18 protein-coding genes and 1 tRNA gene are annotated in these 16,543 nt (G+C 47.4%); 15 read left to right on the forward strand and 4 right to left on the reverse strand.

Translation table 11 applies throughout. The features are described from left to right. Positions 1-23 precede the first annotated feature (23 nt). Positions 24-260 carry a hypothetical protein gene (locus P402_RS0104295; RefSeq protein ID WP_012371268.1) on the forward strand — a complete coding sequence of 79 codons (237 nt, stop codon included), beginning with the start codon at positions 24-26 and terminating at the stop codon, positions 258-260. 115 nt (positions 261-375) lie between these two features. Here P402_RS0104295 and clpP read toward each other — a convergent pair whose 3' ends face one another. The 3 genes from clpP to P402_RS0104310 all read right to left on the reverse strand — a co-directional run bounded on the left by clpP (position 376) and on the right by P402_RS0104310 (position 2,566). Further along, positions 376-987 (reverse strand): ATP-dependent Clp endopeptidase proteolytic subunit ClpP, encoded by a 612-nt coding sequence (gene clpP, locus P402_RS0104300; protein ID WP_268745040.1) that lies wholly within the window; start codon positions 985-987, stop codon positions 376-378. Positions 988-1,167: 180 nt separating this feature from the next. Then, a complete protein-coding gene (tnpB, locus tag P402_RS0104305) occupies positions 1,168-2,340 on the reverse strand; it encodes an IS200/IS605 family element RNA-guided endonuclease TnpB (RefSeq protein ID WP_026827580.1) in 1,173 nt (390 codons plus the stop codon). Between the two features lie 150 nt (positions 2,341-2,490). Beyond that, positions 2,491-2,566: transfer RNA gene (locus P402_RS0104310), tRNA-Arg, on the reverse strand. Positions 2,567-2,733: 167 nt separating this feature from the next. Here P402_RS0104310 and P402_RS0104315 point away from each other — a divergent pair. From P402_RS0104315 to P402_RS0104360, 10 genes are all read left to right on the forward strand, one after another. Continuing rightward, positions 2,734-3,885 carry an RNA polymerase factor sigma-54 gene (locus P402_RS0104315; protein WP_026827581.1) on the forward strand — a complete coding sequence of 384 codons (1,152 nt, stop codon included), beginning with the start codon at positions 2,734-2,736 and terminating at the stop codon, positions 3,883-3,885. Further along, the gene (locus tag P402_RS0104320; RefSeq protein WP_026827582.1) at positions 3,882-4,145 is read left to right on the forward strand and encodes a glutaredoxin family protein; all 264 of its coding nucleotides are present in this window, start codon (positions 3,882-3,884) and stop codon (positions 4,143-4,145) included. Before P402_RS0104315 ends, P402_RS0104320 begins: the two co-directional genes overlap by 4 nt. Positions 4,146-4,262: 117 nt before the next feature. Next, the gene (locus tag P402_RS0104325; protein WP_026827583.1) at positions 4,263-5,288 is read left to right on the forward strand and encodes a sugar-binding transcriptional regulator; all 1,026 of its coding nucleotides are present in this window, start codon (positions 4,263-4,265) and stop codon (positions 5,286-5,288) included. A 53-nt stretch (positions 5,289-5,341) separates the two neighbouring features. Next, positions 5,342-6,349: a type I glyceraldehyde-3-phosphate dehydrogenase gene (gene gap, locus P402_RS0104330; protein ID WP_012371263.1), complete on the forward strand. Its 1,008-nt coding sequence runs from the start codon at positions 5,342-5,344 to the stop codon at positions 6,347-6,349. Positions 6,350-6,472: 123 nt separating this feature from the next. After that, complete coding sequence (locus tag P402_RS0104335) at positions 6,473-7,657, forward strand: phosphoglycerate kinase (protein ID WP_026827584.1); 1,185 nt, start codon at positions 6,473-6,475, stop codon at positions 7,655-7,657. A 27-nt stretch (positions 7,658-7,684) separates the two neighbouring features. Further along, on the forward strand, positions 7,685-8,437 hold the full coding sequence (gene tpiA / locus P402_RS0104340) for a triose-phosphate isomerase (protein ID WP_026827585.1): 753 nt from the start codon (positions 7,685-7,687) through the stop codon (positions 8,435-8,437). Next, positions 8,438-9,985 (forward strand): 2,3-bisphosphoglycerate-independent phosphoglycerate mutase, encoded by a 1,548-nt coding sequence (gene gpmI, locus P402_RS0104345; protein WP_026827586.1) that lies wholly within the window; start codon positions 8,438-8,440, stop codon positions 9,983-9,985. A gap of 73 nt (positions 9,986-10,058) precedes the next feature. Further along, positions 10,059-11,351, forward strand: coding sequence for a phosphopyruvate hydratase (gene eno, locus P402_RS0104350; RefSeq protein WP_026827587.1), 1,293 nt, complete (start codon positions 10,059-10,061; stop codon positions 11,349-11,351). 323 nt (positions 11,352-11,674) lie between these two features. Then, a complete protein-coding gene (locus P402_RS0104355) occupies positions 11,675-12,577 on the forward strand; it encodes an acyl-ACP desaturase (RefSeq protein WP_012371258.1) in 903 nt (300 codons plus the stop codon). Positions 12,578-12,590: 13 nt separating this feature from the next. Further along, the gene (locus tag P402_RS0104360) at positions 12,591-12,845 is read left to right on the forward strand and encodes a hypothetical protein (protein ID WP_012371257.1); all 255 of its coding nucleotides are present in this window, start codon (positions 12,591-12,593) and stop codon (positions 12,843-12,845) included. 491 nt (positions 12,846-13,336) lie between these two features. Here the strand turns inward: P402_RS0104360 and P402_RS0104370 are convergent, their stop codons facing one another. Next, positions 13,337-13,657, reverse strand: coding sequence for a hypothetical protein (locus tag P402_RS0104370; RefSeq protein WP_026827589.1), 321 nt, complete (start codon positions 13,655-13,657; stop codon positions 13,337-13,339). Positions 13,658-13,796: 139 nt separating this feature from the next. Here P402_RS0104370 and P402_RS0104375 point away from each other — a divergent pair, with 139 nt between their 5' ends. The 4 genes from P402_RS0104375 (at position 13,797) to rbsD (ending at position 16,529) form a co-directional block, all read left to right on the forward strand. Further along, on the forward strand, positions 13,797-14,129 hold the full coding sequence (locus P402_RS0104375; protein WP_012371255.1) for a hypothetical protein: 333 nt from the start codon (positions 13,797-13,799) through the stop codon (positions 14,127-14,129). A gap of 158 nt (positions 14,130-14,287) precedes the next feature. After that, positions 14,288-15,268: a LacI family DNA-binding transcriptional regulator gene (locus tag P402_RS0104380; RefSeq protein ID WP_026827590.1), complete on the forward strand. Its 981-nt coding sequence runs from the start codon at positions 14,288-14,290 to the stop codon at positions 15,266-15,268. After that, the gene (rbsK, locus tag P402_RS0104385) at positions 15,265-16,143 is read left to right on the forward strand and encodes a ribokinase (protein WP_026827591.1); all 879 of its coding nucleotides are present in this window, start codon (positions 15,265-15,267) and stop codon (positions 16,141-16,143) included. Before P402_RS0104380 ends, rbsK begins: the two co-directional genes overlap by 4 nt. Then, positions 16,140-16,529 carry a D-ribose pyranase gene (gene rbsD, locus P402_RS0104390; RefSeq protein WP_026827592.1) on the forward strand — a complete coding sequence of 130 codons (390 nt, stop codon included), beginning with the start codon at positions 16,140-16,142 and terminating at the stop codon, positions 16,527-16,529. The genes rbsK and rbsD overlap by 4 nt, the downstream gene beginning before the upstream one ends. Positions 16,530-16,543 lie beyond the last annotated feature (14 nt).

The raw sequence follows: 16,543 nt of genomic DNA on the forward strand, positions 1-16,543 counted from the left end.
GTTCGAATTAAGGAGTTTTTGAAATGGCTAATGAGAAAAAACGTATTTCGCTGACAGTTGATGCGAAGTTTGATGAAGTGCTTACGAAAAAAGCGAAAACGATCGGTGTGCCAAAAAGTACGCTCGTCGCATTTGCGACATCGTTGTTCCTGAAGCAATTACAGGCAGAAGAAGAGCTTTCACCGCATGCGAACGGGATTTACACATTGATTCGCGAAAACCACGATATCGTTTCTGATATCACAGATTTGATCGACTAATAAATAAGGACCTCTGTCCGCGTCTGTTCTGAGAAGAGCGACGCAAGGGACGGAGGTCTTTTTGATGGTCAGAAAAAAACCGTCCTCGCAATCAGCGAAGACGGTCCAATGAAAATTATGCACGTTCCATGACGCGGTCGATTAAACCGTAGTCAGCTGCTGTTTGAGCAGACATGAAGTTATCACGCTCTGTATCACGCTCAATGACTTCAAGTGGTTGTCCTGTGTTTTCAGCCATGATTTTGTTTAAGTGTTCACGCATTTTGATGATACGTTCCGCATGGATTTTGATGTCCGATGCTTGACCTTGTGTACCACCGAGTGGTTGGTGAATCATGATTTCAGCGTTAGGAAGGGCAAAACGTTTTCCTTTCGCGCCGGCTTGAAGCAAGAATGCACCCATGGAAGCCGCCATTCCGATACAAATCGTTGAAACTTGTGGTTTGATGAAGTTCATCGTATCGTATATCGCCATACCTGCTGTGATTGAGCCACCTGGACTGTTGATGTAAAGCGAGATTTCTTTATCTGGATCTTCTGCTGCTAGGAAGAGTAACTGGGCAACGACTGAGTTGGCGACGTTGTCGTCAATCGCGCTCCCGAGAAGGATGATACGGTCCTTGAGCAAACGTGAATAGATATCGTAAGCACGTTCCCCGCGGTTGGTTTGTTCGATGACTGTTGGAATTAACATAGTCTTTGCCTCCTTATGATTGGTATGTAGCACATATTCGACTTGTCCTTATCATAATCCTTTGGTCAATATTGGTCAAAAGATACGCTGTAGGTTTTATATATTTTTCCTGAAACCGGGGCTGCTAAACATATCAATTTGAACTACCTCCACCTACGCTTTGCTTAGAGGTGGAGGATTCCTGAGTGATCCGACCTGACGGTCGAAACCTGATCAGGCTAACCCCGTCGTCCCGACGGTTGAAGAAGCTAAGATGCGTTCTGCTTCTTGTTTGAGATTCAGTCCTGCATTCACATCTCGGTCGTGGTGGATGCCACAAATCGGGCATGTCCATTTACGTAAGCCAAGATGTTTCACGTCTTTGTGTTGATGTCCGCAACTGGAGCACAGTTGGCTGGAAGCAAAGGTCTTGCCGACTTTCACGACGGTTTTCCCGTACCAGTCCGCCTTATATTCGAGCATGCGGAAGAACGCTGACCAACTGACGTCCGAGATAGACTTGTTTAACTTGCGGTTCTTCTGCATGTTCTTCACCTGCAAGGTTTCGATGCCAATGACGTCGTGGTTTTTGACGATCTCGGTGGATACCTTGTGCAAGAAGTCGGTTCGCTTGTTGGCAATCTTTTCGTGGATGCGGGCGACCTTTCGCTTCTGCTTCTGGTAGTTCTTCGACTCGGAAAGTTGTACTTTCTTGTCCAAAGCGATGTGCTGACGACGAGAGAGCTTGCGTTGCTCACGCGCCAGCTTTTTCTCGAGCGAACGGAAGTAGCGGTCGTTTTGGTACACCGTGCCGTCCGACAGGATGGCGAAGTTCTTCAACCCGACATCGACGCCGACGGATGAACCGGTTTTCGGCAGTTCGTGGATTTCCTGCTCGACGAGCAGGGAGACGAAGTATTTTCCTGAAGCGTTACGCCGGATGGTCGCGTTCAAGATGCGTCCTGCGACCTGCCTCGAGTTGGCGAAACGCACCCACTTCAACTTCGGGAGTTTTAACTTGTTACCGACGATTGAGACTTCGGGAAGTTGGTTCTTCTTCTCGATATTGGTCTTGTAGGATTGGACGGGATTGCGCTTCGATTTGAATCGAGGCCGTTCGTTCTGCTTCTTGAAGAAGCGGTCATACGCATCGGTCAGGTGTTTGACGCTCGATTGAAGCGAATGGCTATCGACTTCTTTCAGCCAGTCGAACTCTTGCTTCAACATAGGAATTTCTTTCGAGCAAGAACCATAAGACAGTCCTTGACCTGTCGTTTTATACGTCTCATCCCACTTCGCTAAAAAGTGGTTGAAGACAAAGCGCGAACAACCAATGGTCTTCGCGATGAGGATTTCCTGCTCTTTTGTCGGGTATATTCTGAATTTATAAGCCTTATGCTTCAACATGATTTTCACCTCCTTGAAAGGTATTATACCCGAAAGGGAGGGGGGCGATTCACCTCCCACTTTCAATTCGTTTAGAAGTGGGAGTAATCTCGTCTAATTTATATAGAAAAAAGGCAACACCGATAACGGCATTGCCTGAAGATTCAAGTATGGTACACCCGGAGAGATTTGAACTCCCGACACCTGGTACCGGAAACCAGTGCTCTATCCCCTGAGCTACGGGTGCATGTTTGTACTGAACAATTAATAGTATACCGACATTTTTTTAGAAAAGCAATACTAGATTTGCGAGTTTATTGATTTTTTGTCAAAACGTAAGAGACGATTGAAGCGGCATCCTTCCTATATAATAGAAGCAGAATCGAATTTAATCGGGAAAGGGGAGAGGAACGGATGGAACAGAGACAGGAACAAGCGCAACGTCTCGTGATGTCGGCAGCCCAGTTGTATCAATTGACGGTTTTGGAAGAAACGCAGGCGGAACTCGAGGAACGGCTGTACCGAATCATCCGTCGTGCCGGACGGACCAAACATAATGGAAGAAAAATGATTCCACCGGATTTAGAGCAAGTCGCCGACCGGATCGACTCGTTTGAAGCGGAACTTCTTCGGCAAATACGTTTAGAATCGGTCAGACAGGAAATAAGATATATGGCGGAACAACTCATCATGTACTTAGACGCGGATGGATTACTCAGAACGACAGACGTACGATTAGCGGTCTTGCTTGATAGTGAGGAGCCGATGATCAGGCAAGCACGACAACTGCTCCAGCAATGTGAACCTACCGGAATTGCGGCACGCTCGGAAGCAGAGTGTCGCCTGTTGCATGCCATGGAGCTTGAAGAAGATCGTTTAATTGATTTGGTTGCAGAGCTGTCAGAAGGACGGTCTCTGAAAGATGTGCTGGAAAAAATCGATGACGGGACAGAGCGGAGACACATGAAGCGACGGATTGAACGGTTGCCGAAAACACCGGTCTTACCGACATCGACCACCAGAACGATACCGGAAGCCGATGTCGCGTGGGTGGACGGTCAGGCGCAAATTAATTGGTACGGCTTAACGCTCGATACGTCCTGGACGGATCTTGAGGAAGCAACACCTTTTTTGAGCGCTTATGAACGACGACGCAAGACACTGCATGCGATTCTAGACGTCATAGTAGCACGGCAAATCCGTTGGTTCAAAGGGGAACTCCATTTAGAACCGTTGACGAAAAAAGAGGTCGCCGAACAAACGGGATACCATCCTTCGACGATTGGTCGGGCGATCGTCAACAAAACGATCCGGACGATTCAGGGGACCCTTGAGCTTGAGAATTTTTTCGTATCGAAGACGCAAAGTGGCACATCGAGCTTTTTAATCAAGGCCCGAATGGCACAATTGATTCAGGAAGCGACCGCGCCGCTGTCGGATCAACAGATCGTCAACCGTCTCGACCTGGAAGGCATCCAAGTCGCAAGACGGACAGTCGCGAAGTATCGAGCGAGTCTGAACTTGACCCGGTCCGACATGACGAAACGACGAGAGGCGAATGAATGATGCCATCAAAAGAACACACGACCTTAACACTGTATTCACGTCCCGGATGTACGCTATGTGAGGAAGCCGCCTTCTTACTTGATTTCGTACTTGATGAATTCCCGGATTGGACGTTCGAAGAAATTAACATTGAAGAAGATGCTGCGCTCAGTCTCCGGTTTTTATATGAAATTCCTGTCGTGATGCATGAGTCTGAAATTTGGAGTTATGGCAAATTTGAGACGGAGGCGATAAGAAACCGCTTACTTGAAAAAAGTTAAAGGGCGAGGCTTGAATCCTTGTACGAGGGCTGTTATGATGAGGATGTACCAAGTGGGACAAGATATGACACGCGGGACGTAAAGTGTCCAGCAATTTGAGAGGAGCGGGAATACATGATTCGGCAGTTAGTACAGATCCAAAAACGAATCGTGCCTGATCTGATCGAAGAAATGCAGACACGTTACGACATACTTCATTATGTCCGGCTCATGCAGCCGATCGGTCGACGGACACTGGCGACAAGCCTTGGCTTGACGGAACGGGTGTTGCGTCGGGAAGTGGACTTCCTGAAAGAGCAAGGATTGCTCGAAGTGGCGACACAAGGAATGTCTTTGACAGATGAAGGGCGGATCGTCTTACGAAGTATGCACAGCGTGATGGCAGAACTGGCCGGAATTTCTGATATGGCGAAAGCCTTAAAGGAAAAACTGGGCGTCCGGGATGTCGTCATCGTACCAGGAGATTCGGATCAAACCTTCTGGGTGCAACGCGATATGGGACGCGCGACGGTCGCACGTTTGAAACGAGAACTTTCTTCATCTGTACACAACACGATTGCAGTCACAGGAGGTACGACGATGGCTTCCGTCGCGGCGATGATGTCGCCCGATAAGGAAAACCGTCCGATGACATTCGTGCCGGCACGTGGCGGCTTAGGTGAAACCCTTGAATTACAAGCGAATACGGTCTGTTCACGGATGGCATCTCGTGCACAAAGTGATTATCACTTACTGCACATTCCAGACATGGTCAGCAAGGAAACGTTTGTGAAGATGGTGGAAGAGCCAAGCATTAAAAATGTGTTACAAATGATTAAAGATGCCTCAATCGTGGTACATGGAATTGGTGAGGCAAAAACGATGGCAAAACGTCGTCGCGCTTCAGTCGAGTTACTGGAACAGCTTGAACAAGAACATGCGGTAGCAGAAGCATTTGGGTATTACTTCGATCGGGACGGAAAGATCGTGCATCGGGTGAAGACGGTTGGTCTTCAACTGGACGACTTAAAACAAGTCGAACACGTCATCGTCGTCGCCGGAGGACATTCCAAAGCGGAAGCCATCAACGCGTATGTCAAACAGTCCCCGGACATCATCCTGATTACGGATGAAGGGGCAGCAACAACGATTTTGAAAGGGTAGCCCCCTTTTGAATAATAGATAACTCGCTTTACATTAAAAGGAGGAAAATTATCATGGCAGTAAAAGTTGGTATTAATGGATTTGGACGTATCGGACGTTTGGCACTTCGTCAAATTCTTCAGTTTGACGGAATCGAAGTAGTCGCAATCAATGACCTTACAGACACTAAAATGCTTGCACACCTCTTGAAATATGATACGACTCAAGGTCGTTTCGACGGCGAAGTTGAAGTACACGATGGTTACTTCCTCGTCAACGGTAAAGAAATCAAGACACTTGCTAACCGCAACCCAGAAGAACTCCCATGGGGCGAGCTCGGTGTTGACATCGTTCTCGAATGTACTGGTTTCTTCACAGACAAAGAAAAAGCTGAGCTTCACTTGAAAGCTGGAGCTAAAAAAGTCGTTATCTCAGCACCTGCTACTGGCGACATGAAAACAGTTGTCTTCAACACGAACCACGAAATTCTTGACGGAACTGAAACAGTTATCTCTGGTGCTTCATGTACTACGAACTGTCTCGCGCCAATGGCAAAAGTTCTTCAAGATAACTACGGAATCGTTCAAGGTCTCATGACAACGATCCATGCTTACACTGGCGACCAAAACACACTCGACGCTCCACACCCTAAAGGTGACTTCCGTCGTGCACGTGCAGCGGCAGCTAACATCGTTCCTAACTCAACTGGTGCTGCTAAAGCAATCGGTCTTGTTCTTCCAGAACTTCAAGGTAAACTTGATGGCGCAGCACAACGTGTACCAGTTGCTACAGGTTCACTCACTGAGCTCACAACAGTTCTCGAGAAGAAAGTAACAGTTGAAGAAGTTAACGCAGCAATGAAAGCAGCAGCTAACGAATCTTACGGTTACACTGAAGACGAAATCGTTTCTTCTGACATCGTTGGTATCTCTTACGGATCACTCTTCGATGCAACACAAACGAAAGTCGTTACAGTCGGCGACAAACAACTCGTTAAAACAGTTGCTTGGTACGACAACGAAATGTCTTACACTAGCCAGCTCATTCGCACACTCAAACACTTCGCAGAAATCGCTAAGTAATTCGAGCAATTAAATAGCAATTGAATAAGAGCGGAAACGATACAGTCTCCGCTCTTATTGCGGAAAAAAGTCTGGAGGGGCGCATTAGCCCCTCACTATACGTATGAGACGGAGGACGAATGTATGAATAAGAAATCAATTCGCGATATCGATGTAAAAGGAAAACGCGTGTTTACACGTGTGGACTTCAACGTACCGCTAGAAGACGGCAAAATCACAGATGATACACGCATCCGTGCTGCCCTTCCGACAATCAAACACTTGGTTGACGGTGGAGCGAAAGTCATCCTCGCAAGCCACATGGGACGTCCAAAAGGCGAGAAGAACCCTGAATTCTCACTTGCACCAGTCGTAGCACGCCTCAGCGAACTGCTTGGTAAAGACATCAAGCTCGTTGAAGAAGCATACGGTCCGGTCGCTGAAGAAGCGGTCAGCAAGCTTGAAGAAGGCGATGTCATCGTTCTTGAAAATGTTCGTTTCTACCCAGGTGAAACGAAAAATGATCCTGAACTCGCAGAAGGTTTTGCGAAACTTGCAGACGTTTTCGTCAACGACGCATTTGGTGCAGCTCACCGTGCGCACGCTTCTACAGAAGGAATCGCCCATCATGTCGAGACTGCTGTAGCAGGATTGTTGATCGAAAAAGAACTTCAAGTTCTCGGTAAAGCACTCTCGAATCCAGAACGTCCGTTTACAGCGATCATCGGTGGTTCGAAAGTCGCGGATAAAATCGGCGTCATCGATCACTTGCTTGATATCGTCGACACGTTGATCATCGGTGGAGGATTATCTTATACATTCCTCAAAGCTCAAGGTTATGAAGTCGGTACGTCACTTCTTGAAGTCGACAAAATCGAACAGGCGAAGGAATTCATGAAAAAAGCAGAAGACAAAGGCGTGAAATTCTTGATGCCGGTTGACTGTGTCATCACGAAGGAATTCGGCGAAGAAACATATGTTGGACCACGCGACATCGACAGTATCCCAGCGGATCACATGTCACTCGATATCGGTCCAAAAACGGTAGAACTGTATGCAGAAGCAATCAAGGCTTCGAAACTCGTCGTCTGGAACGGACCAATGGGTGTGTTCGAACTTGATAAATATGCAAATGGAACAAAAGGTGTCGCTCAAGCATTAGCTGACAGCGATGCATACTCGATCATCGGTGGTGGAGATTCTGCTGCAGCGGCTGAGAAGTTTGGTCTTGCAGATAAAATGAGTCACATTTCAACAGGTGGCGGCGCAAGCCTCGAGTTCATGGAAGGAAAAGCTCTTCCAGGTGTCGAAGCGCTTAACGACAAGTAATCTAAAGTTCACAAGGGAGTGTTTTCAATGCGTAAACCAATTATCGCAGGTAACTGGAAAATGAATCTTACCCTCAAGGATGCTGTGGCATTCGCTGAGGAAGTCAAAGGAACTGTACCCGCTTCTTCGAAAGTCGACGCGGCTGTCTGTGCACCGTCTGTATTCCTTGCACACTTGACAGAAGCGACAGCTGGAACGGACCTGAAAATCGGCGCTCAAAACATGTACGACCAAGAGAGCGGCGCATTCACAGGTGAAATCAGCCCAGTGATGCTCAAAGAACTTGGCGTAACATACGTCGTCCTCGGTCACTCAGAACGTCGTGAGTATTTCGGAGAAACTGATGCGTTCATCAACAGCAAAACGAAAAAGGCATTCGAGCATGGTATCGTGCCAATCGTTTGTGTCGGTGAAACACTCGAAGAACGCGAAGGCGGAAAATTCGAATCAGTCATCCGTGAACAAACAACGAACAGCTTGAAAGGCTTAACAGTTGATCAAGTCAAAAACCTTGTTGTCGCGTATGAGCCTGTCTGGGCAATCGGAACAGGAAAATCAGCAACAGAACAAGATGCACAAGATTCTTGTAAATTCGTTCGCGATGTCATCGCAGCTGAATTCGGTACGGAAGCTGCAGAAGCAGTCCGCATCCAGTACGGCGGCAGTGTCAAACCGGACAATATCAAAGAATACATGGCTCAACCTGACATCGACGGTGCTTTAGTTGGTGGCGCAAGTCTTGAGACAGGATCGTTCCTCAAACTGTTGGAGGCGATTTAAATGAAAAAACGTCCAGTCGCACTGATCATCCTTGATGGTTTCGGTATGCGTGACGAGGAGTTCGGAAATGCTGTCACGGCAGCAAACAAACCGAACTTCGACCGTTACTGGGGACAGTACCCACATACCCTGTTGAATGCGCAAGGAGAATACGTTGGTTTGCCTGAAGGACAAATGGGGAACTCAGAAGTGGGTCATTTGAATATCGGTGCAGGTCGCGTCGTCTATCAATCGCTATCCCGAATCAACAATGCCATTAAGGATCGCTCGTTCTTCTCGCGTCAAGCGATGAACGATGCGGCAGGTCACGTGAAGAAATACGGTTCAGCCCTTCATATCTTCGGTCTGGTCTCTGACGGTGGGATCCACAGTCACATCAACCACTTGTACGCGGTGCTTGAATTCGCGAAACTTCACGAAATCGAAAAAGTCTATCTCCATGCCTTCACGGATGGCCGCGATTGTGATCCAAAATCAGGAGCCGGTTTCCTCCGTGATGCACAAGCGAAGATGGACGAGTTAAACGTCGGTCAATTCGCAAGTGTCTCTGGTCGTTATTATGCGATGGACCGCGACAACCGCTGGGAACGCGTCAAGAAAGTTTATGACGTCATCACGTTCGCAGACGGTCCGACAACAAAAGACCCAATCGCGATGGTCGAAGCTTCGTACAAAACAGATGTCACAGATGAGTTCATTGAACCAACGGTAGTCGTGCAGGAAGACGGTACTCCAGTAGCACCGATCCACGATAACGATGCGATCATGTTCTTCAACTATCGTCCGGACCGTGCGATTCAGCTCGCCAAGACGTACAAAGAAAAAACAGGCTTCACCGGTTTTGAATTGCCGGACAACGCACCGAAGAACCTGCTGCTCGTCTCTATGACGAAGTACTCGGATGCGATTGATACGGACATCGTCTTCCCACCGGAAGACATCAAAAACACGCTCGGTGAAACGTTATCGAAACAAGGCCTTAATCAATTACGGATTGCGGAAACTGAAAAGTACCCGCACGTCACGTTCTTCTTTAACGGTCAACGTGAAGAGCCGTACGAAGGAGAAGATCGGATTCTGATCCCATCTCCAAAAGTCGCGACATACGACTTGAAACCGGAAATGAGTGTCTATGAAGTCACAGAAGCACTCGTTGACGCAATCAACTCGGACAAACATGACGCGATCATCCTCAACTTCGCCAATCCCGATATGGTCGGTCACTCGGGTATGCTCGAGCCGACGAAGAAGGCAATCGAAGCGGTGGATAAATGTCTGGGTCAAGTCGTTGACTTGATCATCAGCAAAGGTGGCGCAGCCATCATCACAGCCGACCACGGAAACGCGGACAAAGTCCTCAATGCCGATGGCAGCAAGATGACGGCGCACACGACAGAACCTGTTCCATGTATCGTCACGGTCGAGGACGTCGAACTCCTTGAGCCATTGACTGGCGTACTGGCAGACTTGGCACCAACTGTTCTCGATTTACTCGGAGCAGATCAACCGGCAGAAATGACCGGGAAATCGATTGTATTAAAGAAATAATCCCGTCAATCGATGGACTTGTCACTGTCTCACTACAAACTAATCTTTCTCAAACAAAAAGGAGCGAATTTAAATGTCAATGATTACAGAGATTTATGCACGCGAGATTCTTGATTCACGCGGTAACCCAACAGTAGAAGTAGAAGTATATACAGAAGACGGCGGTTTCGGTCGCGCACTCGTCCCATCAGGCGCATCAACTGGTGAGCACGAAGCAGTTGAGCTTCGCGATGGCGACAAATCACGTTACCTCGGTAAAGGTGTCTTAAAAGCTGTTGACAACGTCAACGAAAAAATCGCACCTGAAATCATCGGCTACGATGTCTTCGACCAAGCAGGAATCGACAAAAAGATGATCGACCTCGACGGTACGAAAAACAAAGGTAACTTCGGCGCTAACGCGATCCTTGGTGTTTCTATGGCTGCTGCACGTGCTGCTGCAGATGAGCTTGGTCTTCCACTTTACACGTACCTCGGTGGATTCAACGCGAAAACATTGCCAACTCCAATGATGAACATCATCAACGGTGGATCACACGCTGACAACAACGTTGATTTCCAAGAGTTCATGATCATGCCTGTTGGAGCTCCAACATTCAAAGAAGCACTTCGTATGGGTGCTGAAATCTTCCACGCGTTGAAATCAGTTCTTAGCGGAATGGGTCTTAACACAGCAGTTGGTGACGAGGGTGGATTCGCTCCAAACTTGAAATCAAACGAAGAAGCAATCACAGTTATCCTTGAAGCAATCGAAAAAGCTGGCTACAAAGCAGGCGAAGATGTTTACCTTGCAATGGACGTCGCTTCTTCTGAGTTCTACGACAAAGCAGCTGGAACATACAACCTCGCTGGCGAAGGCAAAGTCCTCACAACAGCTGAGCTTGTTGAATTCTACGCACAACTCGTTGACAAATACCCAATCATCTCAATCGAAGATGGCTGTGACGAAAACGACTGGGATGGTCACAAACTCCTTACAGATCGTATCGGACACAAAGTCCAACTCGTTGGTGATGACTTGTTCGTAACGAACACAGAGAAACTTGCTGAAGGTATCGAAAAAGGCATCGCTAACTCGATCCTCATCAAAGTTAACCAAATCGGTACGTTGACTGAAACATTCGACGCAATCGAAATGGCGAAAAAAGCTGGTTACACAGCAGTCGTTTCTCACCGTTCTGGTGAAACAGAAGATTCAACAATCGCTGACATCGCTGTTGCGACAAACGCTGGTCAAATCAAAACTGGTTCACTTTCACGTACAGACCGTATCGCGAAATACAACCAACTTCTCCGCATCGAAGACATGCTTTCAGACGTTGCTGTCTACGACGGAATCAAATCATTCTACAACCTCAAGAAGTAATTCCAGGTTGATGATTTAACGTGTGTTGTACATTCACTGTACAGCCGATGCCTCCTATTCATACGAATAGGAGGTTTTTTTATATTTATGATCAATTTAGTAAAAGGAATTGAGTTCACTCCAAAATGCAAACGCCGGTTTCTATCGCTCACAATTAGCCGACTTAGTTCTAACCGTTACAAAAATCAAATTTTTAGGACCTTTCTTTTACTACCTGGTCATTAAAATGTTATAGTTATAAATAAGTTTAAGTACAATCATTATAAGGCTTAAATACATTTGGACGGATGAAGGTTCAAAAAACATCTAAAGGAGAAATGACCATGTTAAATTCAGATTTAGATATACGCTTAGAGCCACGCATTAAAGAATTGTATCGCTTACATAAGGAGCGTTCAGCCAATATTGATTGGAGCTATCACGAATTCATTCCATGGGACAAGGCGATGTCGTTCAAACGCGTTCCTTGGGAAGAGAGTCAAGTCACGCTTCCGGAAGGTGTCATCGTTGCCGTAGAAACCGCATTACTGACAGAAGTGAACTTACCTTGGTATACGTCACATTTGGATTACACGTTTAAAAACTCGATGGAAGTCATCAATGATTTCGTCCGCACGTGGACTGCTGAAGAAGACCAGCACTCAAGCTTACTCGAAACGTATTTACTCGTGACACGAAACGTCAATCCGACACGACTGCATCAATTAAGAAGACGCGTCGTTGAAAGCGGCTGGTTCCCGGACTTCACGAATCCTTTAGCAACCATGGCCTATACGTCGTTGCAAGAGCTTGCGACACTCGTTTTCTATAACAATGTAGCGAGAGTGGCAGGAGCGCATGACAAAGACTTGGCGACACTGCTCCGCCGTTTGGCAAAAGATGAAGCCCTTCATTATGCGTTCTACCGCGACACGGTGAAAGCGCACCTTGAACTCGATCCAAACTTCATCGTGTTCTTTGAAGATGTCATCATCAATTTCTCGATGCCGGGTGCGATCATGCCGGACTTTACCGAGCGTATGAAGACCATTGCGATTGATACAAATTACGGACCCCTCCAATACTTTGACCAGGTATTAGATGTCGTCGTGAAATACTGGGATATTGAGAACTTGCAACCTACGAGCGAAGAGGCCAAACAATCACAAGCGAACATCATGAAATATCACGGGCGTTTGAAACGAATCAAGGATCGCCAATCAGCAAAAAATAAGATCGATGCATGACGAGGGGAGAATAATGAAAATGACGTGTGAAATATGCGGAAAAGAAACGAATAACCAAGTCAGTTATTTGGAACTGAACACGTGGGAATTCAATTCGTTGAAGACAGAAGAAAAAGACTTTTATCCGATTTGTTACAGCTGTTTTGACAAGCATACGAACGAGTTCATTGATCAGGAAATGGATCTTGAATTAAGAAAAAAACGTTCGCAGATGGTGAATAAAGAAGTCGAGGCAGAAATCGAAGCTATTCTTGAAGTCGAAAATTAAGTAAGTAATCTATGGATTGAGTTGACAGTTTCCCGCTTGGCGGGAGGCTGTTTTTTTGCGTTGAGTATGGTTTGACAAAACTAGCCGTTCGTTTGCTTTTCTAAGGTTAGGTGCAAAGGGAGAACGCTTTTTTTCACGCGCTTTCCTCAGGCGAGACACAAGCCAGTTTGCCTGCCTCATTGAGGCAGACAATCGGGTCTTGTTTGTCTCTGACAGCGCAAGCAGGCTTTGCGCTTTTTCCTGTAGGAGTCGCGTGAAAAGCGTGACAATAAGTGCATAGAAAAGAAAAACATTCATAGCTCGACTTCTAAGGGAGAAGGAAGCAACGCTTCCGTCAGGAACAGGCGAGACCCGGAGATCTGAAAGAAATCCGCGGCTCGCGTTCCGCCCTAGAAAAGCGAGCGAATGAATGATTTTTGGTACATATAAAAAAACGAGACCGACTAAACGTCGAATCCCTTAGTATTAAAATAGAATTATACTCCTTAAAATCAATCCTCGATAAACGTAACGAGGTAATGATGGGCAGAATAGAGTGGAGCACGCGTGACGAAGAACTCGGGTAAGTCGACATCGATATCGAGTTCACGTAGTGTCTGTGGATCGAGACACTCCTGGACGAGACGTTTGATATCGCTGAGTAATTCATCGTGCAAGTTCGCTTCCGCTGCGAAGGAACGTTTGGCTTCATCTTTTAACAATAAAACGACTGGAGGAAGACCGCGTAGTAAGTCGACCTGAAGTGGTTGTTCGTTGCGTTGAAAAAAGTCGTTTAAGCAACTGACGACCTTCATTGAATGTTTTTCTTTCATCGGTCGGACCCCCAACTTTTTTTAAGTAGCTGTTACTATCAAGCTATTCCCTAAAGTCAGATAGGATATGCAGACAAACTGGAATCGGTGCATTAACGGATTCAATAACCGGGTACAGAAAGAGGTAGGGGGGATGAATATGCTATTTCGTTATTTATTTTTGGGTATGGACCCCGCGATTGATGACATTCAATTACGAATCATCTATTTTACGGAACTGATTTTCTTTATCGGTCTGTATCAGATTACGAGTCGCTTTTCACGTCAAAGCATGATTCTCGGAACGGTCCTTGGCATCACGGGTCTGATTGCGCTTCTACCGGGAGCCATCTATATTCTGCGGTATAACCCGGAAGATGCAATCATCGACATTACGTTCCTGTTGATTTACTTATTGGAGCCGCTCGCGATTTTAGCATTTCTTGTCGCCTTGTTTCGACGGTTATATCAAAAACGCCATCCCAATCACTGAAGAAGTCCGGACAAACGTTGTCGTAACACGTTTGATCGGACTTTTTCGTCTGTCTAAAAAAATAAATAAAATATATTTTGGCAAAAAGGATTGATGTGTAACCGGTTACACAATATGATACATATTGTAAGCGTTATCAAAAGAAAGAGGTGGCGAACATGTCGACCATCCGGGAAGTAGCGAAAGTGGCAAATGTCTCCGTTGCGACCGTCTCACGTGTCATGAATGAGAAGGGATATGTCAGCGAAAAAGCAAGAACAGCAGTCCTGCAAGCGATTAAGCAGCTCGATTACCGACCGAACCGGGTCGCCAGGTCGTTGTTCCAAAAACGATCTGGTCTGATTGGTTTGATCGTACCTGACATCACCAATCCGTTTTTCCCGCAACTCGCACGGGCTGTGGAAGATATGGCACATCAGCACGGATTTCAGGTGATTTTGTGTAACACGGATGAACAGTTTCAGAAAGAACAAGAATATATTCAGTCACTCGAAGCGATGCATATCGACGGGCTGATCATCACGACGAACTATTCGAACAACCCGAACTACGAAAAACTCGAAGTGCCGGTTGTCGCCCTTGACCGTGTTTTGCAGGGCGCAATTCCGACAGTGACCTCAAATGGTCATGACGGCGGAAAAAAAGCAGCACAGTTCTTACTCGATCACGGGGCGACTGAACTCGTCGTCATCAGCGGTCCTTCAAAATTACCGACCATTCGCAAGCGGCGTGACGGATTTGAAGAAATCGCAGGTAAACATTTGGTCGCAAGCATCGAGTCGCCGTTTCATTTCCAAGGCGCCCTCGGAGCCGCCAACTACTTATTTGACCATTATGACTGCAATGGGATTTTTGCAGCGAATGATGTCATCGCAGCGGCGACGATTCAAGTCGCAGCCGAGCGGGGAATCGCGATTCCGGATCAATTACAGATCATCGGTTATGACGGAATTGAACTGGGGCAGATGATTTCTCCACCGCTCACGACGATTGCTCAGCCAATCTATCAGATGGGCGAACTGGCGGCGAAGTTATTGATTCAACGGATTGAAGGAAAAGAGATTGCGGCCGTCCATCATGAACTGATGGTCGAAGTCATTGAACGGGAAACAACGAAGCGGAAGGGTGAACAGTCATGAAACAAATCAGTGTAGTCGGAAGTATCTCGATGGATTTGGTCGTCGAAAGCGATCGTCGTCCGTCAGCAGGGGAAACGGTCATCGGATCCGCCTTCCATACGGTACCGGGAGGCAAAGGAGCAAATCAAGCAGTCGCGATTGCCCGGCTTGGCGGCAACGTCGAAATGGTCGGCTGTGTCGGTGACGATGCAAACGGTGATGCGATCCGTCAGAACTTCGAAACGGAGCAGGTCGGGACGACGCATCTGCAGACGATTGCGAATGAACGGACCGGAACAGCTCACATCACGCTTGCAGAAGGCGACAATTCGATTGTCGTCGTCCAGTCAGCGAACTTGGCGGTCGTCTATGACGAGAGCCAACTCGACAGCTTGCTCGGTCAGACGGACATGATTTTGTTACAGCTCGAGATTCCGCTTCAAACCGTCAAACAGGTGGCGCGTTACGGCAAGACACATGGTATTCCCGTCGTCTTGAATCCGGCGCCAGCCATCGTCCTTGACGACGAGTTACTCGAAGACGTGACGTACCTGACACCAAACGAACATGAATGCGGCTTGATTTTCGGACAACAGCAGTCACTGGAACATTGGTTAAGCCAGTATCCCAATAAATTGATCGTGACGGAAGGCAGCCGGGGCGCCCGCTTTTATGACGGAGACGCGATTGTGACGGTTCCAGCCATCAAGACGGACGTCGTCGATACGACAGGTGCCGGTGATACCTTCAACGGAGCACTTGCTGTCAGCTTGACGGAAGGAACGTCATTGACGGAAGCGATTCGGTTTGCGAACAAGGCAGCCGGTATGTCCGTCCGGGCACTCGGAGCACAAGGCGGAATGCCGACGCGCGAACAGATGGAGGTCGAAGCATGAAACGACACGGGATTTTAAACAGTCATATCAGTAAAGTCTTAACGGATCTTGGTCATACGGACATGGTCGTCATCGCTGACTGCGGTCTGCCGATTCCGGCAGGCGTAGAGCGGATCGATTTGGCACTTGAACTCGGGACACCATCGTTCGTTGATGTCGTCCGGATCGTCGCAGACGACATGGCGGTTGAACAGGTGACACTGGCATCGGAAATCAAAGAGGCCAATCCGGTTGCGCTCGAGGCTGTGACGAAGCTTGACGTACCGCAAGATTATGTGTCGCACGAAGCATTCAAAGAATTGACGAAGCAGGCGAAAGTCATCATCCGGACGGGTGAAGCGACACCGTATGCGAACGTCATCTTACACGCCGGCGTCATTTTTTAAGGGGAGGAAGTACG

The organism is Exiguobacterium sibiricum 7-3, assembly GCF_000620865.1.
Classification (GTDB): domain Bacteria; phylum Bacillota; class Bacilli; order Exiguobacteriales; family Exiguobacteriaceae; genus Exiguobacterium_A; species Exiguobacterium_A sibiricum_A.